The organism is Mesorhizobium sp. B2-5-4, assembly GCF_006441095.1.
GTDB lineage: Bacteria > Pseudomonadota > Alphaproteobacteria > Rhizobiales > Rhizobiaceae > Mesorhizobium > Mesorhizobium salmacidum.
Window position 1 is genome coordinate 97,067 of the sequence record NZ_VFUR01000012.1, and the last position, 22,149, is coordinate 119,215.

A 22,149-nucleotide genomic window follows, 5' to 3' on the forward strand; every position below is an offset into this window, starting at 1 on the left:
ACAGATGCCATTTGGCGGCATCAAGGGCTCCGGCGTCGTCTTGCGGCTGACAAGGAAGATCAAACCGCCAATGACGGCGTGAAGCGAACGCTGGCGGATCGCCTTTGGCCGGGCGCCAGCACGATGCAGCCGGTGCTGACATCCTCGTGGTCCATCCGGTTGAAGGCGTCGGTGATGTTGCTGACCGGCTCGGCGCAAAAGAACGGCTCGCCGGGCGGGGTGTAGAGGACGAGGAAATCGAGCGGCGCCTCCGCCTCGATATCCAGCTGCCGTCCACGTTCGGGCCAAGAAATCCGGGCGTGGCGCGCCCACCCGGTGAAGACCGTGTCGAAGTCCACTTCCGATACGTCAAAGCCGATGGATGGATCGGCGCCTGCAGGCGGCGGGACATGCCGGATGGGCAGGACCTCCGTATCGGTTTCCCACATGCCTGATACCCGGGCCTGGACATGCGTCCACGGTGTCGCCGGAAAGCAGGGATGGAGGCCGAAGCCGACCGGCATCGGCGCGTCCGACAGGTTGCGCACCGCAATGGTCATGCAAAGCCTGCCGCCTGCCAGAGAGATCTTCTGCTCGGCTTCATAGCTCCATGGCCAGGAATCGGCGGCGTGGCGATAGCGCAGGACGACCATGCTCGCTTCATGGCTCACGACCGTCCACGGGTGACGCCAGCCATGGCCGTGCTCATGATGTGGATCGTCCGGACCCGTCGGGAGTCGAATGGGGCGCCCCGCGAATTCGAAGCGGCCACCCCTGATCCGATTGGAATAGGGCACAAGCGGAAAGCAAGCCATGGCGCCGGCATCGCGACGGCTGATCGCCGCTGGATCGGCCGGGCGTAGCCAATCCACGGCTGAACCATTTTGCCACCACCGATACGACGCCAGTGCTCCGCCGGCTGCCGGAGCAATTTCGACCGTCGCGATGCCGTCAGTGATCGAGACCAGCTCCGTGCGTTGCGCGGCAACGGCTGCGGATTTCTTTGTCATCGGCACTCCCCAATCCCTTGACTCCAACCGCCATGGCTATAAGACATATCATATGAATAGTATGAAGAATAGAAAATCATTCAGCACTGCGCGCACGTCACGGGTTGCCGTGGCGGTTTCCAGCGGTTCCACCGCGCTGCACGCGACGGTGGTCGAGCAGATCGGCTTGCGCATCGTGCAAGGCGATTTCCTGCCCGGCGAAGCCCTGCCGAATGCCGATGATTCCAGCGAGATGCTGGGGGTCAGCCGCACGGTGCTGCGCGAGGCGATCAAGGTGCTGGCCGGCAAGGGGCTGGTGGAATCGCGGCCGAAGACCGGCACACGGGTGCGTCCGCGCGCGGACTGGAATTTCCTCGATCCCGACGTCCTGTCATGGCGCTATGCTGGCGGTGTCAGCGCCGACGATGTCCGGGCATTGTTCGAATTGCGCCGCGCCATCGAGCCGATGTCGGCGGCCCTTGCCGCCCAGCGCGCCACACCGGTGCAGGTCGCCGAGATCCATGCCGCGCTCACCGAAATGGAAGCAGTCAGCGACGACGGCGACCGCTTCGCCAAGCCTGACCTTCTGTTCCACCAGACCATTCTGCGCATGACCGGCAACGAGCTGATCGGCTCGCTGGCGGCGCTGGTCGAGACCGCATTGGTAATGAGCTTTCGCCTCTCCAACGACAATCCTGAGGGCCAGCGCCACTCCTTGCCGCTGCACCGGGAAGTGGCCGAGAAGATCGCCGCCGGCGACGCCGCGGGCGCGCAAAAGGCGCTGCTGGTGCTCATCGACAATGCCGAGGATGACGTGCGCCGCAGCGTCGAGAACCGCAACAAACGCCGCAACGATCGGGGCCTGCAATCGTGACCGAGACCAAGCGCAAACTGCGGTCCGAAGCCTGGTTCGGCGGGCAAGGCAAGAACGCCTTCATGCATCGCAGCTGGATGAAGAACCAGGGCATCCCGGCAGATGCTTTCGACGGCCGCCCGGTGATCGGCATCTGCAACACCTGGTCGGAACTGACCCCGTGCAATGCCCACCTGCGGGCGCTGGCCGATCACGTCAAGCGTGGTGTCTATGAAGCCGGCGGCCTGCCGCTGGAGTTCCCCGTGATGTCGCTGGGCGAAAGCAACATGCGCCCCACGGCCATGCTGTTCCGCAACCTGGCCAGCATGGATGTCGAGGAATCCATCCGTGGCAATCCGATTGACGGCGTCATCCTGCTGGTCGGCTGCGACAAGACCACGCCGGCGCTGCTGATGGGGGCTGCCTCGTGCAATCTGCCGACCATCGCCGTCTCTGGTGGGCCAATGCTCAACGGCAAGTTCCGCGGACAGGATATCGGCTCGGGGACGCATGTCTGGAAATTCGCCGAGGAGGTCAAGGCCGGCCGCATGCCGATCTCCGACTTCCTCGCGGCCGAGCAGGGCCAGAGCCGGTCGGCGGGCAGTTGCATGACGATGGGCACAGCCTCGACGATGGCCAGCATGGTGGAGGCGCTCGGCATCGGCATGCCGGACAATGCGGCGATCCCGGCGGTTGATTCGCGCCGTGGCGTGCTCGCCCAACTGGCCGGACGGCAGATCGTCGACCTAGTCCACCGGGACGTGACGATTTCGCAGATCTTGACCAGGGAGGCCTTCGAAAACGCCATTCGCGTCAACGGCGCGATCGGCGGCTCGACCAATGCGGTGCTGCATCTGATCGCCATCGCCAACCGGGTCGGTGTCGATCTCGGCCTCGATGACTGGGACCGCCTTGGCCGCGACGTTCCGACCATCGTCGACCTGATGCCGTCGGGCCGGTTCCTGATGGAAGATTTCTACTATGCCGGGGGGCTAGCGGCGGTCATGGCGTCGCTTGATGAAGTGGGGCTTCTTCATCGCGACGCCATGACCGTCAGCGCCAAGACCATCGGTGAACTGATCGATGGCGCGCCAAACTACAACCGTGAAGTCATCCGGCCGCTGAGCGAGCCGCTGACCAAGGAGGGAGGCATCTCGATCCTGCGCGGCAATCTGGCGCCCAATGGGGCGGTCATCAAGCCGTCGGCGGCAACGCCTGAGCTGATGCAGCATCGCGGCAAGGCCGTCGTCTTCGAGAACATCGAGCATTACTACGCCCGCATCGACGATCCGGAGCTGGATATCGATGCGTCTTCGGTGATGGTGCTTAAGAATTGCGGACCGCGCGGTTATCCCGGGATGGCCGAGGTCGGCAACATGCCGCTGCCGGCCAAGCTGCTCAGGGAAGGCGTCTCCGACATGGTGCGCATTTCGGACGCGCGCATGAGCGGCACGGCTTACGGCACGGTGGTGCTGCATGTGGCGCCCGAGGCGGCGGCAGGCGGCACGCTGGCGCTGGTGCGCGACGGCGATCTCATCGAGCTCGATGTTGCCGGCCGCCGGTTGGAGCTGCTGGTCTCGGATGAGGAACTGGCGATCCGCCGCCGCGACTGGAAGCCCCCGGCCCCGCCGCAGGGTGGCTACCAGAGCCTCTATGTCGAGCGCGTGCTGCAGGCCGACAAGGGTTGCGATTTCGACTTTCTCGTCGGTCGGCGCGACGCCGGCATCCCCCGGCATTCCCATTAGAGAGGCGCGTGATGACGGATCAGATCGGCAGCTACGCGACTTACCCCAGCCTCAAGGGCCGCAGCGTGTTCATAACCGGGGGCGGCAGTGGCATCGGCGAGAGCCTGGTGCGCCATTTCTGCGCCCAAGGCAGCCGCGTCGCCTTCGTCGACCTGGCGCAGGAGCCTTCACGACGTCTGGTCGATGCGATCGCAACCGAAGGACATCCCGCCCCACTGTTCATTCCCTGCGACCTGCGCAATGTCGAAGATCTGCAGGCCGCCACCGCGCAGGCGGCGCGGCACAACGGCCCGATCCAGGCGCTGTGCAACAATGCCGGTAATGACGACCGCCATCAGACCAAGGATGTGACTGTGGCATATTGGGATGACCGCATGGCGGTCAATCTGCGCCATCAGTTCTTCGCGGCCCAGGCGGTGCGTCCGCAGATGAGCGCGCATGGCGGCGGCTCGATCATCAATTTCGGCTCCATCACCTGGATGGTCGGCGATCCCGATTGTCCGGCCTATGTCACCGCGAAGGCCGCTGTCTATGGTATGACGCGGGCGCTTGCCCGCGAACTCGGCCCCGAGCGCATCCGCGTCAATTGCATGGTGCCTGGCTGGGTCATGACAGAGCGCCAGATGCGGCTGTGGCTGAACCCGGCCGGCGAACGCCAGATCGCGGAGCGGCAGTGCCTGCCCGACCGGCTGCAGCCTTCCGATATCGCGCGCATGGCACTGTTCCTTGCCGCCGACGACAGCCGCATGTGCACGAGCCAGCAGTTCATCGTCGATGCGGGCTGGGTGTGACCGGTACAGTCTCAAGGGAAGAAGGGTATTTCATGCGTCTGGTTCAGTACACAACGATCGATGGCGGCAGGCGGGTCGGCCGCGTCTCCGATGACGGCAATCGCCTGCATCCACTCGACAAGACCAGCACCGTGCTGGAACTCGCCGAAGCGGCGATCGCCGAGGGCGCGTCCATCGCGTCGCTGATCGAGAAGCGGACAGGTGCGGCCACGGTCGACTATGGCGAACTGCTGCGCGAAGGTTGCGTGCTCGCTCCCGTCGACCACCCGGAACCGGCGCGGTTCCTGGTCACCGGCACCGGCCTGACCCACACCGGAAGTGCCGCCGCGCGCGACAAGATGCACGTGCTGACCCACGGCGAGGACGCCGAGGAATCGGACTCGCTGAAGATCTTCCGCATGGGCCTGGAGGGCGGCAAGCCCGGTGCCGGCAAGATCGGAATCCAGCCCGAATGGTTCTTCAAGGGTGTCGGCACCTGTGTCGTGCCGCCCGGCGCCGATCTGCCGATGCCCGCATTCGCGAAAGCTGGCGCAGAAGAGGCCGAGATCGTCGGGCTCTACCTCAATGGGCCGGACGGCCGCCCCTACCGCATCGGCTATGCGCTGGGTAATGAATATTCCGACCATGTGACGGAGGCCGAGAACTACCTCTATCTCGCCCACTCAAAACTCCGCTCCTGCTCGATCGGCCCGGAACTTTTGATCGGCGACCTGCCCGAAGAAGTGCGCGGCCATTCCCGCATTCTGCGCGACGGCACTGTTATCTGGGAACAGGAGTTCCTGTCGGGTGAAGCGCACATGTCGCACTCGATCGCCAATCTCGAACATTTCCATTTCCGCTACCCGATGCACCGCAGGGCGGGCGACCTGCACGCCTATTTCTTCGGTGCCGCGGTGATGAGCTACGCCTCCGGCGTCAAGACGGCTTCCGGCGACGAATATGAAATCCAGGCACAGGCATTCGGCAAGCCGCTGCGCAACCGGATGGTGTCGGTGCCGGACGAGGGACTGGTCGCCGTCACCCGGCTGTGACGGCGACAGCCCCGGAAATTACGGTCCACCAGAACGACAATGGGAGATTAAAATGGGACTGAAGAAAGCGTTTATGAGACTAGCGACCATCGGGCTCGGCATCGGCCTGATGACATCGGCGGCGCTCGCCGCGAACCTGCGCGTGCTGGCCTGGGACGGCTATGCCGACCCGGACTGGGTGAAGGACTTCACCGCCGCCACCGGCATCGGCGTCGATGTCGTCTTCATCGGCAGCGATGACGAGATCTGGGCCAAGATCAAAGGTAGCGAAGGGCAGGACTTCGATGTCTTCGCCGTCAACACCGCCCAGCTGCAGCGCTACATCAAGGCCGATCTGGTATCGCCGATCGACATCACCAAGCTGGCGAACCAGAAGGACGTGCTGCCGCGCTTCCGCGATCTGTCCCAGGTCAGCGGCGACACCAAGGACGGCAAGGTCTACGGCATTCCGTTCTGCTTCGATTCCATCGGGCTGATCTACGACACCGACAAGGTCAAGCCGGCGCCGACCTCGATGTCGGTCCTGTGGGATCCGGCCTACAAGGGCAAGATCCTCGCCTATGACAATGGTGAGCACAATTTCTCGTTCACCGCGCTGACGCTCGGCTACAAGGATCCGTTCAACCTCAATGAGGAGCAGATGGCGGCGGTCAAGGCCAAGCTGGTCGAACTCAAGCGCAATGTGCTGAGCTTCTACACCACCGCCGACGAGGCCCAGCAGATCTACCAGAACAATGACGTTGCGCTGATCTGGGCCAATTACGGCCAGCAGCAGGTCAAGGCGCTGCAGAAGATCGGCGCTCATGTCGCCTACGTCAATCCGAGCGAAGGGGCGCTTGCCTGGCTCGACAATTGGGTGATCTCCAAGGGCGTCCGCGACAATGCGGCGGCCGAGAAGTGGATCGACTTCATGCTGAGCAAGAAGATCGGCGGCGAGCTTTCCGAGCGTACCGGATTCGGCAACACCGTGGTCGAGACGAGCAGCGCCGGCGGCAATGACAAGCTGGTCTGGCTCAACAATGTCGAGGACCCGCTCAAGCGTTCGGACATGTGGAACGAGGTCAAGGCGACGCCCTGATCCCTTCCGCACCTGACCTCGAAGGACCCGGCGGTCCGGACGTTCCGGACCGCCGAAGCGTATGCGAGAATATCCCATGAGCCAGAACACCGACCTCTTGACGCTGCGGTCCGTCTCGAAATCCTACGGCACGGTTCCCGTGCTGCACGATATCGACCTGTCGATCCGGGACGGTGAGTTCCTCACCGTTCTTGGACCGTCAGGCTCGGGCAAGACCACGGTCCTGCGGCTGATCGGCGGGCTGGAGCCGTTGAGCTCGGGCGAGATCCAGCTGGACGGCCAGGACATCAGCCGCATGCCGATCAACCGGCGGCCGTTCAACACCGTGTTCCAGGACTATGCGCTGTTCCCGCACATGACGGTTTCCGGCAATGTCGGCTATGGGCTTTCGGTGCGCCATCTCAAGCGCAAGGAGATCGCGCGCCGTGTCGGAGAAGCCCTCGAGCTGGTACAGCTCGGCCGCTTTGCCGAGCGCTTCCCGGCGCAGCTTTCGGGCGGCCAGCGCCAGCGCGTCGCGCTCGCCCGGGCGCTGATCTGCCAGCCGCGCCTGATCCTGCTCGACGAGCCGCTCGCGGCACTCGATCTCGAATTGCGCCGGCAGATGCAGGAATTCCTGAAATCCATCCAGCGCGAGATCAAGACCACCTTCCTGTTCGTCACTCATGACCAGGAGGAAGCGATCGGCATGGCCGATCGGATCTGCGTCATGCAGGCCGGCCATATCCGTCAGCTCGGCACGCCGCACGAGCTCTACTACAAGCCGAATTGCGAGTTCGTGGCGCGCTTCTTTGGTGAGAACAATCTGGTGGCCGGAAGGCTCGGTCCCGTGCAGGGCGGGCAGCGTCCGATCGAGACGGCCCTTGGACGCCTGGTCTGCTCGATCGACGACCAGCCGCATCTGAAGGCCGCCCCCGACGGCGCCAACGCCTTCGCGGCGTTCCGTCCTGAAGCCTTGCGTCTTGCGGATGCCAATGATGGCGACAACCGCTTTTCCGGCCGCATCGCCGAGCTGGCCTTTGCCGGCTCGTCGACAGTCGCCACGATCATGGCGGGGGCGGACGATGCAGCGCAACGCCTGCGGTTGCGCATGCCGAGCCGGATCGACGGCAGCGCGCTCAAGTCAGGCGAGACGGTCTCGCTCTGCTTTGCGCCGCATGAAGGCCATCTGGTGCTGGCATGAGCGGAGCCGGCTCGACACACGCGGCGGAACGGCGATTGTCACAGTTGGTCACAGTGCTGGCCTTCGCGCTGCCGGTGATCTTCGTCCTCCTGCCGCTGGCAATCTTCCTGGTCTACAGTTTCTTCAGCGTCGACCAGGGCACGATCGTCTACGCGCCGACACTCGGCAACTATGTCAGGTTCGTCACCGACCCGATCTTTCTGCCGGTGTTCTGGAACACCATCGTGCTGTGCGTGTCGGTGGCGGTGATCTGCATCCTGCTCGCCTACCCCGCGGCCTATTTCCTGACGACGCTGAAGGGACGGTGGCGCTATGCCTTGCTGATGCTGCTGCTGGTGCCACTGCTGATGAGCTACGTCATCAAGATCTACGCAATCCGCAGCATCCTCGGCCTCAACGGCTTCCTCAACAAGGCGCTGGTGGCGCTCGGCATCCTGGATCAGCCGTCGACGCTTTTCGTGTTCAACATGAACGCCATCCTTTTGACGCTGAGCCTGCTTTTGATCCCGTTCGCCATCCTGCCGATCTTCCTGTCGCTGGAGCGGATCCCGCAGACCTTGCTGCGTGCCTCGGACGACCTTGGCGCGAGTGGCCTGCAGACGTTCCTGCGCATCACCTTGCCGCTCAGCCTGCCCGGCGTCGCCTCGGCGGCGAGCTTCGTCTTCGTGCTGGCGATCGGCGATTTCCTGACGCCGCAGATGGTCGGCGGGATCAGCGGCTTCACCTTCGGCCGCATCCTCTACAGCCAGTTCGGCACGGCCTATAACTGGCCGTTCGGCGCGGCGCTGTCGGTGGCGCTTGCGATCGTGGTGATCGCCGCCATTCTCATGGGCGAACGGTTCGGACGCAGCCGGGGAACGTCGGTATGAGCGCGCTACCCCGGCCGTCCACCATCTTCCTGGCCGCGATCACGGCGCTGGTCGCGGTGCTGCTCTACAGCCCGCTCTTCGTGCCGATCGTGTCGTCGTTCTTCACCATTTCACATGGCGATGTCGACTGGTCGTCACCCACCCTTGCGACCTATGTGGCGCTGGCGGGGAACCATGACATCCTGGCCGCCCTGCGCACCACGTTGATCGTCGGCGTCTGTACCGTCGTGCTGTCGGTGGTCAGTGGAACGCTGCTGGCGCTCTACTATCACGGCCGCCGCTCGGGACGTTCGGTTCTGCAGTTCATCGTCTTCCTGCCATTCCTGATGCCACCGATCATCAGCGGCCTGGCGCTGCTGATCTTCTTCCGCGAGATCGGCCTCGAGCGCTCGCTGCTGACCGTCGTCATCGGCCACACCGTCTTCGTGCTGGCGATCGTCTATCGCACCGTGCTGATGCGGCTGCAGTCGATGAGCCGCACGCTCGTCGAAGCATCCTACGATCTCGGCGCCAGCGGCTGGCAGACCTTCTGGCGCATCATCCTGCCGAACCTGTCGAGCGCCATGGTCGGCGGCGCCATCCTGGCCTTCGCGCTGTCGTTCGACGAAACCATGATCACCATCCTGGTCACCGGAACGCAAAGCACGCTGCCGGTCAGGCTGTGGGCGATGATGCGGCTTGGCTTCTCGCCCGACATCAACGCGCTGGTGGCGCTGATCCTGATGTTCACCGTCCTGCTCTGCGTGCTCGCCGCCCGTTTTCTCATTCCCAAGCAGATGGCGACTGAACGGAACTGAGGTTTAAGCCAGGATGATCATCCGGCAGATGCAGCTGGGTTGAGATCGAAGACGCGACCTGGATTGAGAATGTTGTTCGGATCGAGCGCCGCCTTCAGCCGCCGCATCGTGGCGATCTCGGCGTCGCTGCGCACCAGATGCAGCCACTGCTTCTTGTCGAGGCCTATGCCGTGCTCGGCCGACACGCCGCCTCCGGCCGCCGCCACGCCGCGATAGATGATACCGTAGGCCGACGCCGGATCCATCGTCAGGACCTGATAGTGCAGGTTGCCGTCGCCGAGATGGCCGAAGACATAGATGTCGGCGCCGGGATCGACGGCATGGATGGCGGCATCGGCTTCCTGCAGGAAGGTTGCCATGCGCGCCAGCGAGATGCTGATGTCGACGCCGATCAGGCCTTTCATCGAAAACAGGACGCGGTTGGCATCCTCGCGCACATCCCAGAGCGCGCGGAACTCGCGCGGTGACTGCGAGACGACCACATCGTCGACGACGCCGTCCTCGACCGCCTGCATCAGCACCTCGGCGAAGCGCTCGCCGTCGCGTTCGGGCTCGCTGCCCTGGATTTCGGCCAGCACATAGACGGGTGAGCCGGGAGGCAACGGCGCCGGCATGGTCATGCTGGCGACCATGATGTCATAGAGCGGCGCGAAGTTGACCTCATAGGCTGATAACAACGGGCCGAGCTTTTGCCGGAGCAGCGCAAGCAACGCGATCGCCGCATCGAGCGAAGGCAGCGCGCAGAAGGCGTTCACTTCGGATGCGGGCTTCGGGTGCAGTTTGAGCGCGGCGCGGGTGACGACGCCGAGCGTCCCCTCCGCGCCGATGAAGAGCTGGCCGAGGTCGTAGCCGGAATTGTCCTTGGGCAAGCCTTTGAGCGACGTCAGAACGCTGCCGTCGGCAAGCACGGCCTCCAGTCCCAGCACCTGTGCGCGGTACATGCCGTAGCGCAGCACGCGGATGCCGCCGGCATTGGTGGCGATGTTGCCGCCGACCGTGGCCGAGCCGCGCGCGCCGATATCGACGCCGAACATCAGACCGGCGCCATCGGCAGCCTCCTGCACGGCCTGCAACGTTGCGCCGGCTTCGACAACGATCGTGGCGGCTTGACGATCCGGCGCGGCAAGGCCGGTCATGCGCTCCAGGGACAGCACGATCTCGCCCGGTTGAACGCGCGCGCCACCGGCCAGCCCGGTGCGGCCGCCCTGGATGACGACCGGCTGGCGAAGAGCGTTGCACGCGGCGAGTGCTGCCGCGACACCCTCGGTGTCGAGCGGGCGCAGCACGGCTTCGGTAAGCGCGCCGAGCTTGCCGTCGGGATCGTCGCGGTAGCGCTGGTCGACGTCGGAGCCGGCGAGCACGCCGCCCGCGCCCAGCCTGTCGCCAAGCGCGGAGAGAAGCTGTTGTGTCTCAGGCGACATCGGGCTCAGGCGCCTGCGCGACAAGGCGCATCGTCAGCATCCAACGACCGGGTGGCCCGATGAATATCCTTATCCAATACGCTCGCCATTCCCAGATTGCAGCCCGCCGATCCTATTCGTGATAGCATGCCGTGCAAGCGATATCGGCCTGCCTTAGGCGATACCGGCATCAATCGCGAGAGCTGAGATTGATGCCGGAAGGACCGCGCGGTTTACTGAAGCTTGGCCTGCAGCGCGTTGACGTCGTCGGTGGTCATTTCGCCGTCGGTGGTCACTTTGCCGTCGGCAATTTTCCACAGCCGGAACGGACCGGTGATGTCGCCAAACTTGTCGAAGGCGACCGGACCGATAACGCCTTCATAGCGGATCGGCTTGCCGTCCTTGATTAGGCCGAGCGCCTTGGCGAATTCTTCCTTGCCGGCATAGATCGGCGTGCCGGCCGGATCGACCGCCTTGTACATCGCGTCCTTGATCTTGGCCGGGTCCTCGGAGCCAGCAATCGCGATGGCGAGCCCGACAATGGCACCGGCATCATAGGAGCGGTCGGCCGCGGGGTTTGTCGGTTCGATCCCGGAAAACGCCTTGTAGTTCTTGGTGAAATACTCCGTCGAGGCGGTCGGGCTGGTGCCAGAGGACGTGCCATAGGCGTCCTTCAGATAATCGGCGCCAACCGACTCGATGAAATCAGGGCTGTTCATGCCGTCATTGAGCAGGAATTTCTGCACGCCGCCCTGCGAGATCCAGGTGCGGGCAATGGTGGCGCCGTCGACGGGCGTGCTGACCAAGTACAGCCCATCCGGCTCGCCGGCCATCGCCGCGGTGACTTCCGAGGCATAGCTCGACTGCTTCTCGTTATAGGGCGTGTCGGAGACGATGGTGCCGCCGAGCGCTTTGTAGGCACGCGAGAATTCGGCCACCATGTTGACGCCGAAGTCGTTGTTGACGTGGATGATGGCCAGCTTCTTAAAACCCTTGTCGACGGCGTATTTGGCAGCGGCCACGCCCTGCAGCGCGTCCGAGGTGATGGTGCGGAAGAAGATGCCGTTGGTCTTGCCGTCGCGACCGAGTGTCGTCAGCGTCGGCGAGGATGAGGCCGGCGAGACCTGGACGATCTTGGCCGGCGCGGTCACCGAGGTCAGGATCGGGATCGACACCGAGGAGATGATGCCACCGATGATAACAGGCACTTTCTTGACCTGAACCAGTTGGGTGGCGGCGTCGACCGCGATGTTGCCCTGGCTCTGGCTGTCGCGCGTGTCGGTAACGAGATCGCAGCCGCGTACCCCGCCGGCTTCGTTGATGTCGCGGAAGGCCATCTCGACCGACTTGGCGCCGGCCTGGCCGTATTCGCCGGCCGGGCCGGTCAGTTCCATGACGAGGCCGACGGTGATCTTGCAGTCGGCGGCCTGTGCGGCACTGGCAATCGTGACGAGAGCAAGAGCGGTAGTGAGCTGGAGTATCGTCTTTCTCATTGTTGTTCCCCTTGAGTTACACGAACTGATTTGACGTCTGGAAAGTCTCAGTGTTCCGGCACCTGCAGCCAGGTTTCATGCAGATGCCGCCATTGGACGCCGTTGGGCGCCGATGAACTGGTGGTGAAGACCGCGCTCGACTGGCGGCGGCTGTGCTTGCCCGCGCGCAGCTGCGCCTCGACATAGAGGACGACGATCGTACCGGCTGCCTGCCAGCCGGGCCGGATGTCCTCGATCGAGATGGCGAAGCCGTTGTCGCAGGTGGCGCGGCTGGAGCGCACATGGTCGATCACGGCATCGCGGTCGAGGATCTGGCCGCCTGGTGCGATCATGGTCAGGCCTTCGCCCATGACGGCTTCGAAGCGGCCGAAATCCACCTGGTCAGCGCGTGCGGCAACGAACCAGTCGACGAAAAAGCGATGCAGGTCGACGACTTCGGCGCTGGCCTGCGAAAACAACTTGTCGTCCATGGTTTTCATATCCGGCCCGCGTTGAGATTGTAGTGCATGATCGAGCCATGGCGGCCGTGCCGGTCGCGCTCCAGCGTGTAGACGTCTCCCTCAAGACCGTTGCCCCGCGCTATGGCGGCGGCAATCCGCGCACGGTCATCGGCGTCGAGTACGACATCCATGATTCTGGCGTTGGCCAGCGCATGCGCCTGGTTGCGGGCACCGACGATGACCGCCGCCACTTGCGGCTGCTCCAGCACCCAGGCGCTGGCGATCGTGGCAATGTCGACGGCGTGGCGGTCGCCGACCGCCTTCAATGCGCGAAGCAGTTGCTGGAACAGGTCCCAGCCGCCGAAATCGTCGATGATCAGCTTGTATTTGACCAGCGAGCGGTTTTCGAGCGGCACGGCGGGTTCGGCGACATCGAGCCATCTGTCGCTGAGGAAGCCGCCGGCCACCGAACCGTAGCAGAGGAAGCTCACGCCGTTTTCCTGTGCAAGTGCGGCGAGGCTGTGCGCCGGGCGCTGATCGAGCACCGAATATTGCAGCTGCTGGCTAACCAGCGGTATGCCGGCTGCCAGGATTTCGGCAAGCCGGGGCGTGTCGAAATTGGTGGTACCGAGATTGCGCAGCTTGCCCTCGAGCCGAAGCTCGTTGAGCCAACCCATCGCCTCGACATAGCGCGGCTGCGCATAATCCCACCAATGGAACTGCACGAGGTCGAGCAGCTCGGTCTTCAGCCTGCGAAGCGACTGGTCGACGATGCCCCTGATGTAGTCACGGCTGATCGTAGCGAGCCGTTCGAGATCGGGCACCAGTTTGGTGTGCACCTTCATTTTGGCCGCTGCATCGAGGCCGCGCTCATTGGCCAGCCGCAGGCGCGCGGCGCCGATCAGCTCCTCGACGCCGGTGTAGATATCGGCGCAGTCATAGGTCCAGATGCCGGCGTCGAAGGTGGCGATGAGGTCGGTCACGGCTTGGCTACGATCGATGGCGCCATGGCCGCCGGCCAGTTGCCAGCCACCTCGTATGACACGCGAAACGGTATAGCCGGGGCTGAGCTCGAAGGCCTTGGCGGTCATGTCAGGTCATTCTCCTTCGGCAGCGGCACGGCCGTGGTTTCGGCATGGCTGAACCGCCGCTTACCGGTCCTGACGATCCTTAGCCGGCTGGCGCAGTTGGGATCGGGACAGGCGATCTCGGCGTCCGAGGTCATCCAGTCATTCGGGTGGGTCGCGCGCTGCTTCGCCGCCAGCAGCGGCAGCACCGCCGAGATCGAATAGATCGAGAAGCCCTGCCCCGCCGGCATCGACAGCATCTCGCCCTTGAGTTCGAAATAGTCGCCGGCCTTGGCGCCGCAATAGATCGGCTTGCCCTGCGGGATAACCGCCTCGACGCGGAGATCGAAGAGCTCGAAACTGTCGTCAGCCATTTGAGGTCTCCACCAGGCTGAAGGTGATATCGCAGGCGCCGTTGCGCCGGATTATCCCACAGGCGGCGGCGAACTGATCGCGCTCCCCAGAAGATACCTGCGCCACCACGCTTCCGGCCAGCCAGCCGATCGGGAACAGCAGACGCGCGCCCTGCCCGTAGAACAGGCCGATGTCGAAGATGGCATTGGGATTGCCGCCCCACATGCGCGGCGGAACGTAGGACAACACGATGTCGCCCGGCTGCGGCGTCAGCGTCGCGTTCTCGGCCGGCAGCGGTTGGGCATAGGCCCGCCCCTCGAGATCGGCTGATGGAACGGGGCAGGAAATCTCAGGTCCCGTCCACATGGCGTGAATGGCGGGGACGACACGTGGCGTGGCGAGATAGGCCGTGAGAAAGGCAGCGTTTTCCGGCGCCTTCCCCGGCAACAGCAGCGCCGTGATGGAAAGCTTCGAGCGCGGCTCGCTGATCCTGATGGAGGTCATATCTGGCCTTTCGCGGCGGCGGATTGCAGTTTGCTGCGTAGGAAGGTGAAGGGCCGGCTGATGTCGGCGACAAGCGCTTCGCGCGCCGCGCGTGCGTCCTGCGTGGCCAGCGCCTCAACGATGCGGCGGTGATACTGGGCGGTGTCGACCTCGCCGGCTTCCGAGAAGGCGTAGATGGCGACGCGGATGCAAGGACCTGATTGCAGCCACAGGCTCTCGATCATCGGGATCAGCACGGCCGAGCCGCAGGAGCGGTAGATCTCGAAGTGAAAGCTCTGGTTGAGCGTCACTTCGCGGTCGACATCCTTCTTGTGTTTCAGCGCCCGCATCTCGTCCCATTCGCCGAGAATGGTTTCGATGGTGGCGATCTGGCGCGGCCCCATGCGAGCGGCGGCCAGCGCGATCGCCTCGCCCTCGATCAGCATGCGGGCCCGCAAAAGATCGTCGAGACGTTCCAGCGTGATTGGCGGTACCCGCACCGAACGGTTGGGCAGCGCCTCCAGCGCCTTTTCCGTGATCAGCCGACCAAGCGCCTCGCGCACCGGCATGGTCGAGGTGACCAGCGCATCGGCCAGACCGCGGATCGTCAGCACCTGGCTCGGCTCGAACAGACCGCCGATCAAGGCCCGACGCAGCTCGGAATAGACGCGATCCTGCACCGTTTCGCGACCGACCGGCGCGAGTTGGGCCGCAATCGCCTCGTTGTTTTTTTCGATGGCAGCCTTTTGCATGGAATTCCGTTCTCGGCGGGTTTTCGGCTTGCGGATGAAATTAAAGCCGAATAGCGTGATCAAAGCAAGTGTGATCACAAATCATAATCAGGAGACGGCGACGACCGTCTTCGGCCAGAGGGTTTGATGAGCGAGGCAGCGGAAAGGCAGGGGAAGGAGACCCGTCCGCCGGTTCTGACGGCAAGCCACGTCGTCAGGCGGTTCGGCGGCCTTGTCGCCGTCAATGATGTCTCATTCGATGTCAAAGCGGGCGAAATCCTTGGCCTGATCGGACCCAACGGCGCCGGCAAGACGACGATGTTCGATCTGCTGGCCGGCAGCATCCTGCCCACCAGCGGCGATATCCTTCTCGACGGCACGCGCGTCTCGGGCGAAGCCGCTCACCTGCGCATCGGCCGTGGCCTTGGCCGCACCTTCCAGATCCCCCGCCCGCTGCCCAATCTGACGCTGATCGAAAACATCATGCTGGCGGCACAGGGCCAGGCCGGCGAAAGGCTGCTCGCCAACTTCATTACGCCGTGGCGGGTGGCGGCGCAGGAAAGAGCTGCCCGGACAAAGGCGCTCGAACTGCTGGAACTCGTCACCCTCAGCCATCTCGCGCATGAGCCGGCGCGCGTGCTTTCCGGTGGCCAGCGCAAGCTGCTCGAACTCGCCCGGGTGATGATGGCCGATCCGGCGATCATCCTGCTCGACGAACCCGCGGCCGGCGTCAACGCGACGCTGCTCGAAGTCATCATCGACCGCATCCGCGACATCAACGCGCGCGGCATCACCTTCCTGCTGATCGAGCACAATATCGACATGGTGACGCGGCTCTGCCATCGCGTCCTGGTCATGGCGAGCGGCCAGTTGCTGAGCGAAGGCACCGCGGAAGAAGTCGCCCGAGACCCGCGCGTCATCGAGGCCTATCTCGGAGGTACCGCATGAGCGAGACCGTCCTCGATGTCCGCGATCTCGAAGCCGGTTATGAACCCGGCGTACCGATCGTGCGCGGCGCCTCCATCACCGTCGGCAGAGGCGAGATCGTCGTCGTGCTCGGCCCCAATGGCGCCGGCAAGTCGAGCTTCATCAAGGCAATCGCCGGCCTTGTCCCGATCACCGGCGGCACGGTGCTGCTGGACGGCAGGGACATCACCGCCGCGCCCGCCCACACCATGGTGCGGCTTGGCCTTGCCTTCGTGCCGCAGACCGAGAACATCTTTCCGCTGATGTCGGTGGAGGACAATCTCAGGGTTGCCTGCGGCATTCTCGAGCGGCGCGAAGTCCGTGTCCGCATCGAGGAAATGTACGCCGCCTTCCCCGACCTCGTCCGCCAGCGGCGCACCGCCGCCGGCAATCTGTCCGGGGGACAGCGGCAGATGCTTGCCGTGGCGCGGGCGCTAATCATCCATCCCAAGGTGCTGGTGCTGGACGAGCCGTCGGCTGGCTTGTCGCCGAAATTCGTCGCGATGGTATTCGAGATGCTGGCCGGCATCCGCAAATCCGGCGTTACTATTCTTTTGGTCGAGCAAAACGCCAAGGCAGCGCTTGCCATTGGCGACCGCGCCTATGTGCTGGTCGAGGGCAAGGACCGGCACGAGGGCATCGCCTCCGAATTGTGGAATGATCCTGTCGTGGCCGAGCTCTATCTTGGCCAGCGCCCCCAGCATCAGCAGGGAGGCGCGGCATGAGCCTGCAATTCATCGTCGACGGACTGCTGACCGGCTCGATGATCGGCCTCGGCGCCATCGGCGTCACGCTCACCTATTCGATCCTGCGCTTCTCGAACTTCGCGCATGGCGACTTCATGGCCTGGGGCAGCTATGCGACGCTGGCCATGGTCAGTGCCATCGGTGCGATATCCGGCAAGGTAGCGCCGATCGGGCCGCTGTCCTTCGGCTGGCCGCTCCTTGTTGCATTGGTCGTCGGCATGGCCTTCACCGCCTTGCTGGCGCTGCTGCTCGACAAGGTCCTGTTTTCGCGGCTGCGCTCGCAAGGCCAGGCGATCATCGTTGTGATGGCGAGTTTCGGCGCCTCGATGGCGCTGCGCAGCCTGCTCGAATTCACCTTCACCTCACGGCCGACCTATTTCAGCCGGGCGATCCAGATCGCCATGCCGGTCGGCTTCGGCATCCGCATCACGCCCGACCAGATCGCCCTGTTGCTGCTGACCGCCGTGCTCGTGCTCGGCGTGCATCTGTTGATGACGCGTACGCAGACCGGCCGCTCGATGCAGGCCTTGAGCCAGAACGCGGCACTGGCCCGCATCGTCGGCATCGACGTCGCCAAGGTGGTGCGCGTCGCCTGGATCATCGGCGGCGCGCTCGCCTGCGTGGCTGGCGTGATGATCGGCATTCTGGTGCAGATCCGCCCGTTCATGGGCTTCGACATGCTGCTGCCCATGTTCGCCGCCGCTATCCTCGGCGGCATCGGCAGCATCCCAGGCGCGGTGCTCGGCGGCCTGATCATCGGGCTCGCCGAAGCCGGCGCGGTGCAACTGATTGGCGCCGAATGGCGCGCCGCCGTCTCCTTCATCATCCTGATGGCGGTGCTGTTCGTGCGGCCGATCGGCCTTTTCGGAGTTCGGGAAAGATGATCGATCTCATCGGCTACGGCGCGTTCTTCCTGACCACGGCGCTGATCTTCTCGCTGGTCACGCTGGGGCTCAATCTGCAATGGGGCCTGACCGGCCTGTTCAACGTCGGCCTCGCCGGTTTTGTCGCCATCGGCGCCTACACCTCGACACTGCTGACGACACCGGACGATCCCGCGCGCCTCGGCGGCTTCGGCCTGCCCATCCTCGCCGGCTGGGCGGGCGCCATGACCGTCGGCGGCATTGCCGCCGCGCTTACCGGCATGGCGACGCTGCGTCTTAGATCCGACTATCTGGCGATCACCACCTTCGGCGTGGCCGTCGTCGTACAGCTGGTCGCGCTCAACGCGCAGAAGCTGACCGGCGGACCGTTCGGCATTGGCTTCATCCCGCGTCCCTTCGGCGGCCTGGCCGAAACGCCGCTGCTGTTCAACCTGTCGAACCTTGCTGTCGTTTGTGCCGTGACGCTGATTGCCTATCTCGCTTTGGAGCATTTGTCTCGAAGCCCGTGGGGTCGCGTGCTGAAGGCGCTGCGGGAGGACGAGCGGGCGGCGATTTCACTCGGCAAGAGCGCGCGCTTCTATCGCGTCCAGGCGTTTGCCGTCGGCGGCGCCATAATGGCGCTGGCCGGCGCGCTGCAGGCGCACTTCACCGGCTTCATCGCGCCGGACAATTATCTGCCGATCCTCACCTTTCAGGTCTGGGTGATGCTGATCGTCGGCGGCTCGGGCAGCAATCTTGGCGCCGTCATCGGCAGTGTCCTGGTCTGGGGGATATGGGCGGGATCGGGCACGCTGACCAGCGTGTTCTTCCCGCCCGAGCAGCAGGCACGCGCTGCCTCGCTGCAGATCGTCGCCATCGGCGTCATGCTTTGTGTGATCCTGCTGATCCGGCCGAACGGATTGTTCGGCGACAGGCCGAGGCGGCCGCGCTTTGGCAAGCGTAAGCGGATCGCTACGGACAAAAGCAGTTCCGGCTCATGAATGCTCCGGTCCGGCTGGGTGCGAATGGCACTTCGCTCTGGTATGCGATCAACCGCGATCGCCGGGAACGGCCGACGCTGCAAGGCAGGCTCGATGTCGATCTGGCCATCGTCGGCGGTGGATTTTCCGGTCTGTCGACCGCGCTGCACGCCGCTGAAAAAGGCATCTCCGTCGCTGTGCTCGAAGCCGAGATCATCGCCTGGGGCGCGACCGGCAGGAACGCGGGTTTCGTCGTGCCGAACTTCGCCAGGATGGATCCGGACAACATCCTTGCGCATCTCGGCCCCGAGCGCGGTGAACGCCTCATCAATTTCGCCGCCGGCAGTGCCGACCTCGTTTTCGGCCTGATCCGGCGGCACGGCATCGACTGCCACGCTGTGCAGAACGGATGGATCCAGCCGGCGCACTCGCCCGGCGCCTTGCAGAAGGCCAAATCACGTGCGGACCAATGGGCGCGGCGCGGACGGCCTGCCGTCACCCTGGATCGGCAGGAGGTCGAAGCGCTGACCGGCGCGCGCGGCTATGTCGGTGCCTGGATGGATCGTTCCGGCGGCGTGCTCAATCCGGTCGCCTATGCGCGCGGACTGGCCGATGCGGCGGAGAAGACTGGCGCGAAGATTTTCGAACACACGCCGGTCACCTCGATCGATCGCGGGGCCGATGGCTGGGTGCTTAAAACAGGGTTGGGCTTGGTGCGCGCGGCCAAGGTATTGATCGCCACCAACGCCTATGGCGGGTCGCTCAGTCCGTTGCTGCGGCGAACCTATATTCCGCTGAAGGTTTTCCAGATCGCGACCGCGCCGCTACCGCTCGAAATCCGCACGCGACTGCTTCCCGGGGGGCAAGGCGTCGGCGATACCAGGCGCAATCTCTTCACCTTTCGCTTCGACGCCGATAACCGGCTGATCAGCGGCGGCATGCATATTCTTGGCACTGGCGCCGATACGCGCGTGCCGCAAACAATCTTGCGGCGGCTTGCCAGCCACCTCGACCTGCCCGATTTGCCGCCGCTTGCCTACAGCTGGTCGGGAATCGCGGCGGTCGAACCGGATTTCCTGCCGCACCTCCTGGATCTCGGCCCGGGGCTGATTGCCGGCCGCGCCTGCAATGGACGCGGCATCGCCATGACCACGGCGATGGGCAAGGTGCTGGCCGACTGGGCCGCTGGAACCGACGCGCGTGATTTGCCGCTGCCCTTTGCACCGCCGGCGCAGATCCCGTTCCATGCCCTGCTGCGGCACGCACCCAACATGCTGCTTGGCTGGAGCATGCTGCGCGACCGGATGGACGAGACGGCATAGGCCGACCGAGCCTGCCGTGCGATCAGTCCGCCGTGCAAAGGTTTTCGGAGAGGATAGCGGCCGCCGCGACAATGTCCTGCTCGAGGGAAGCCCGAACGGCTGGACCGTTGCGCTGTTCCAGCGCGGCGACGATCGCGCGGTGTGCGTCATTGGACTGCGGGATGTAGCGATCGGCCCGCATCAGGAGCTTGAGATAGGGCCCGACCCGACCCCAGAGATCGCGGATCATGTTCAAGAGGATGGGCGCGCCGGCATGCTCATAGATAGCGAAATGGAAGGCTTCGTTCAGGGAAAGATAGGTCGTGGCGTCCTGCGCCTCGACGGCCCGCTGCATGCCGGCGAGCGCGGCTTGTATGTCGGCCAGCCCGCTTTCAGTCATCCGTGACGTAGCCATCTCGCCCGCCAGCCCCTCGACGGCGATGCGGATGCGCGTCAGTTCCGCGAAAGCGGGCGCGGAGAGCAACGGCACGATGATCGAGCGGTTGTTCTGCATTTCCAGAAGCCGCTCGGCAACCAGCCTTTGCAGCGCCTCGCGGATCGGTGTGGTCGAAATGCCAAAGGTTTCGGCGAGCTTGCGGATGACCAGTGTCTGGCCCGGGCTGAAACCACCTGAAATCAATTCCTGCTTGAGCGCGCCGTAGGCGCGGTCATTGAGGGTTTGATGCTCGAGCTTCAACATGCGCGGACCGCTCGGCTCACCATTTCGACAGCGCGCGATCGAGCGTCTCGGCCAGTTGCTCGGCATTGTCCCTGGAAAAGGGCAGCGGCGGCCTGATCTTCAGCACATTGCCGTGTGGGCCACAGGACGAAATCAGCACGCCGTCCTCGCGCATGGCTTCGACGACGGAAGAGGTCTTGGCAGCGGCAGTGGCCCCATCCTCCGCCGTCAGCTCGACGCCGAAATAGAGGCCATTGTCCCTGACATTGGCGACCATGCCGTGCCGGCTTTGCAAGGCGCGAAGCAGGTTCCTCGTATAGGCACCGACTGTCCGCGCGTTCTCGATCAGCCCCTCGCCCTCGATCACCTCGAGCACTGCGATGCCGACGGCGGCCGCGACCGGATTGCCACCGAAGGTGTTGAAGTAGCCGGTGTTCGAACCGAACGAGCTCACCAGCTGCGGCCGCACGATCACCGCACCCATCGGATGCCCGTCGCCGATCGGCTTGCCCAACGTGACGATATCAGGCTCGAGGCCATAATTGGCGAAGCCCCACATGCCCTGGCCAAGCCGGCCGAAACCGGACTGGACCTCGTCGGCAATGACGATGCCGCCGGCTTTCCTGACGTGATCGGCCGCCTCGCGGATGACAGAACCATCGGGGAAGAAAATGCCATCGCTGGAAAAGGCCGAATCGAGCAGCAGCGCCGCCGGGCGGATGTTTTGCGCGCGCATATCGTCAATGGCGGCGGCGACATTCCTGGCGAAATCACGCGCGGCGCGGCCGCCGTCGCGGAACGTGTCCGGCGCTGCCACGGCTCGATGATGCGCGGGTACGCCCTTGGCGCCGACCGCCGCCGGCGACAGCTGCGCGGTGGCGATGGTGGCGCCGTGATAGGCGAAGTCGGTGATGATCACGCCGGTGCCGCCGCTCGAATGCTGGGCGATACGGATGGCGAGGTCGTTGGCCTCGCTGCCGGTGCAGGTGAACATGGCGTGGCCGAGATGGGACGGAAGCGTGCCGAGAAGCTTTTCCGCGTAGTCGAGGATGATCTCGCTGAGATAACGCGTGTGCGTGTTGAGCGTGGCTGCCTGCGCCGACAATGCCTCGACGACGCGCGGATGGCAGTGTCCGACCGAGACGACGTTGTTGTAGGCATCGAGGAATTTTCGGCCCTGCGCATCGTAGAGCCAGACACCGCTGCCACGCACCAGATGGATCGGGTTGCGGTAGAAGGCGCGATAGGTCGGCCCGAGCAACCTGGCGCGGCGTTCGAGCAGCGCGCGCTCGGCATCGGCAGAAACACTTGCGAGCGAGGGCTGGGACACGGCA

At 64.5% G+C, this 22,149-nt stretch carries 23 protein-coding genes; 13 read left to right on the forward strand and 10 right to left on the reverse strand.

From position 1 onward, the window contains the following. Window positions 1-59 precede the first annotated feature (59 nt). Entirely contained in the window at window positions 60-989 is a 930-nt protein-coding gene (locus FJ492_RS16960) for an aldose 1-epimerase (RefSeq protein ID WP_140505685.1), read from the reverse strand. 52 nt (window positions 990-1,041) lie between these two features. Between FJ492_RS16960 and FJ492_RS16965 the strand changes: the two genes are divergently transcribed. From FJ492_RS16965 to FJ492_RS17000, 8 genes are all read left to right on the forward strand, one after another. After that, window positions 1,042-1,842 carry a FadR/GntR family transcriptional regulator gene (locus tag FJ492_RS16965; RefSeq protein ID WP_245262246.1) on the forward strand — a complete coding sequence of 267 codons (801 nt, stop codon included), beginning with the start codon at window positions 1,042-1,044 and terminating at the stop codon, window positions 1,840-1,842. Continuing rightward, window positions 1,839-3,566, forward strand: a complete 1,728-nt coding sequence (locus FJ492_RS16970) for an IlvD/Edd family dehydratase (RefSeq protein WP_140505687.1) — start codon at window positions 1,839-1,841, stop codon at window positions 3,564-3,566. The genes FJ492_RS16965 and FJ492_RS16970 overlap by 4 nt, the downstream gene beginning before the upstream one ends. 11 nt (window positions 3,567-3,577) lie before the next feature. Next, entirely contained in the window at window positions 3,578-4,357 is a 780-nt protein-coding gene (locus FJ492_RS16975) for an SDR family oxidoreductase (protein WP_140505689.1), read from the forward strand. 32 nt (window positions 4,358-4,389) lie between these two features. After that, window positions 4,390-5,388: an AraD1 family protein gene (araD1, locus tag FJ492_RS16980; protein ID WP_140505691.1), complete on the forward strand. Its 999-nt coding sequence runs from the start codon at window positions 4,390-4,392 to the stop codon at window positions 5,386-5,388. A 52-nt stretch (window positions 5,389-5,440) separates the two neighbouring features. After that, a complete protein-coding gene (locus FJ492_RS16985; RefSeq protein ID WP_140505693.1) occupies window positions 5,441-6,466 on the forward strand; it encodes an ABC transporter substrate-binding protein in 1,026 nt (341 codons plus the stop codon). 76 nt (window positions 6,467-6,542) lie between these two features. Next, window positions 6,543-7,646 carry an ABC transporter ATP-binding protein gene (locus FJ492_RS16990; RefSeq protein WP_140771045.1) on the forward strand — a complete coding sequence of 368 codons (1,104 nt, stop codon included), beginning with the start codon at window positions 6,543-6,545 and terminating at the stop codon, window positions 7,644-7,646. 35 nt (window positions 7,647-7,681) lie between these two features. After that, complete coding sequence (locus tag FJ492_RS16995; RefSeq protein ID WP_246676044.1) at window positions 7,682-8,515, forward strand: ABC transporter permease; 834 nt, start codon at window positions 7,682-7,684, stop codon at window positions 8,513-8,515. Then, entirely contained in the window at window positions 8,512-9,312 is an 801-nt protein-coding gene (locus tag FJ492_RS17000; RefSeq protein ID WP_140771047.1) for an ABC transporter permease, read from the forward strand. The genes FJ492_RS16995 and FJ492_RS17000 overlap by 4 nt, the downstream gene beginning before the upstream one ends. 17 nt (window positions 9,313-9,329) lie before the next feature. Here the strand turns inward: FJ492_RS17000 and FJ492_RS17005 are convergent, their stop codons facing one another. From FJ492_RS17005 to FJ492_RS17035, 7 genes are all read right to left on the reverse strand, one after another. Beyond that, window positions 9,330-10,733 (reverse strand): FAD-binding oxidoreductase, encoded by a 1,404-nt coding sequence (locus tag FJ492_RS17005; protein WP_140771050.1) that lies wholly within the window; start codon window positions 10,731-10,733, stop codon window positions 9,330-9,332. Between the two features lie 212 nt (window positions 10,734-10,945). Continuing rightward, window positions 10,946-12,205, reverse strand: a complete 1,260-nt coding sequence (locus FJ492_RS17010) for an ABC transporter substrate-binding protein (RefSeq protein ID WP_027145087.1) — start codon at window positions 12,203-12,205, stop codon at window positions 10,946-10,948. A 47-nt stretch (window positions 12,206-12,252) separates the two neighbouring features. Beyond that, a complete protein-coding gene (locus FJ492_RS17015; RefSeq protein WP_140714811.1) occupies window positions 12,253-12,675 on the reverse strand; it encodes a hypothetical protein in 423 nt (140 codons plus the stop codon). A 5-nt stretch (window positions 12,676-12,680) separates the two neighbouring features. Then, a complete protein-coding gene (locus tag FJ492_RS17020) occupies window positions 12,681-13,736 on the reverse strand; it encodes an aldo/keto reductase (RefSeq protein ID WP_140714813.1) in 1,056 nt (351 codons plus the stop codon). Beyond that, window positions 13,733-14,086: a TIGR04076 family protein gene (locus FJ492_RS17025; protein ID WP_027145090.1), complete on the reverse strand. Its 354-nt coding sequence runs from the start codon at window positions 14,084-14,086 to the stop codon at window positions 13,733-13,735. Before FJ492_RS17025 ends, FJ492_RS17020 begins: the two co-directional genes overlap by 4 nt. Next, window positions 14,079-14,570, reverse strand: a complete 492-nt coding sequence (locus FJ492_RS17030) for a DUF3830 family protein (RefSeq protein WP_140771052.1) — start codon at window positions 14,568-14,570, stop codon at window positions 14,079-14,081. The genes FJ492_RS17025 and FJ492_RS17030 overlap by 8 nt, the downstream gene beginning before the upstream one ends. Then, window positions 14,567-15,301, reverse strand: a complete 735-nt coding sequence (locus FJ492_RS17035) for a GntR family transcriptional regulator (RefSeq protein WP_140745921.1) — start codon at window positions 15,299-15,301, stop codon at window positions 14,567-14,569. Before FJ492_RS17035 ends, FJ492_RS17030 begins: the two co-directional genes overlap by 4 nt. Before the next feature lie 126 nt (window positions 15,302-15,427). Between FJ492_RS17035 and FJ492_RS17040 the strand changes: the two genes are divergently transcribed. The 5 genes from FJ492_RS17040 to FJ492_RS17060 are packed head-to-tail and all read left to right on the forward strand — an operon-like array spanning window position 15,428 to window position 20,157. Next, entirely contained in the window at window positions 15,428-16,228 is an 801-nt protein-coding gene (locus tag FJ492_RS17040; RefSeq protein ID WP_140714819.1) for an ABC transporter ATP-binding protein, read from the forward strand. Continuing rightward, window positions 16,225-16,971 (forward strand): ABC transporter ATP-binding protein, encoded by a 747-nt coding sequence (locus tag FJ492_RS17045; RefSeq protein WP_140771054.1) that lies wholly within the window; start codon window positions 16,225-16,227, stop codon window positions 16,969-16,971. Before FJ492_RS17040 ends, FJ492_RS17045 begins: the two co-directional genes overlap by 4 nt. Further along, complete coding sequence (locus FJ492_RS17050) at window positions 16,968-17,876, forward strand: branched-chain amino acid ABC transporter permease (protein ID WP_140771056.1); 909 nt, start codon at window positions 16,968-16,970, stop codon at window positions 17,874-17,876. Before FJ492_RS17045 ends, FJ492_RS17050 begins: the two co-directional genes overlap by 4 nt. Beyond that, window positions 17,873-18,856, forward strand: coding sequence for a branched-chain amino acid ABC transporter permease (locus FJ492_RS17055; protein ID WP_181165846.1), 984 nt, complete (start codon window positions 17,873-17,875; stop codon window positions 18,854-18,856). The genes FJ492_RS17050 and FJ492_RS17055 overlap by 4 nt, the downstream gene beginning before the upstream one ends. Next, window positions 18,853-20,157: an FAD-dependent oxidoreductase gene (locus FJ492_RS17060; RefSeq protein WP_140771058.1), complete on the forward strand. Its 1,305-nt coding sequence runs from the start codon at window positions 18,853-18,855 to the stop codon at window positions 20,155-20,157. Before FJ492_RS17055 ends, FJ492_RS17060 begins: the two co-directional genes overlap by 4 nt. A 22-nt stretch (window positions 20,158-20,179) precedes the next feature. Here the strand turns inward: FJ492_RS17060 and FJ492_RS17065 are convergent, their stop codons facing one another. Both FJ492_RS17065 and FJ492_RS17070 read right to left on the reverse strand, forming a co-directional pair. Continuing rightward, entirely contained in the window at window positions 20,180-20,836 is a 657-nt protein-coding gene (locus FJ492_RS17065; RefSeq protein WP_140771060.1) for a GntR family transcriptional regulator, read from the reverse strand. A gap of 16 nt (window positions 20,837-20,852) precedes the next feature. Next, window positions 20,853-22,145 (reverse strand): aspartate aminotransferase family protein, encoded by a 1,293-nt coding sequence (locus FJ492_RS17070; RefSeq protein WP_140771062.1) that lies wholly within the window; start codon window positions 22,143-22,145, stop codon window positions 20,853-20,855. Between the last annotated feature and the right edge of the window lie 4 nt (window positions 22,146-22,149).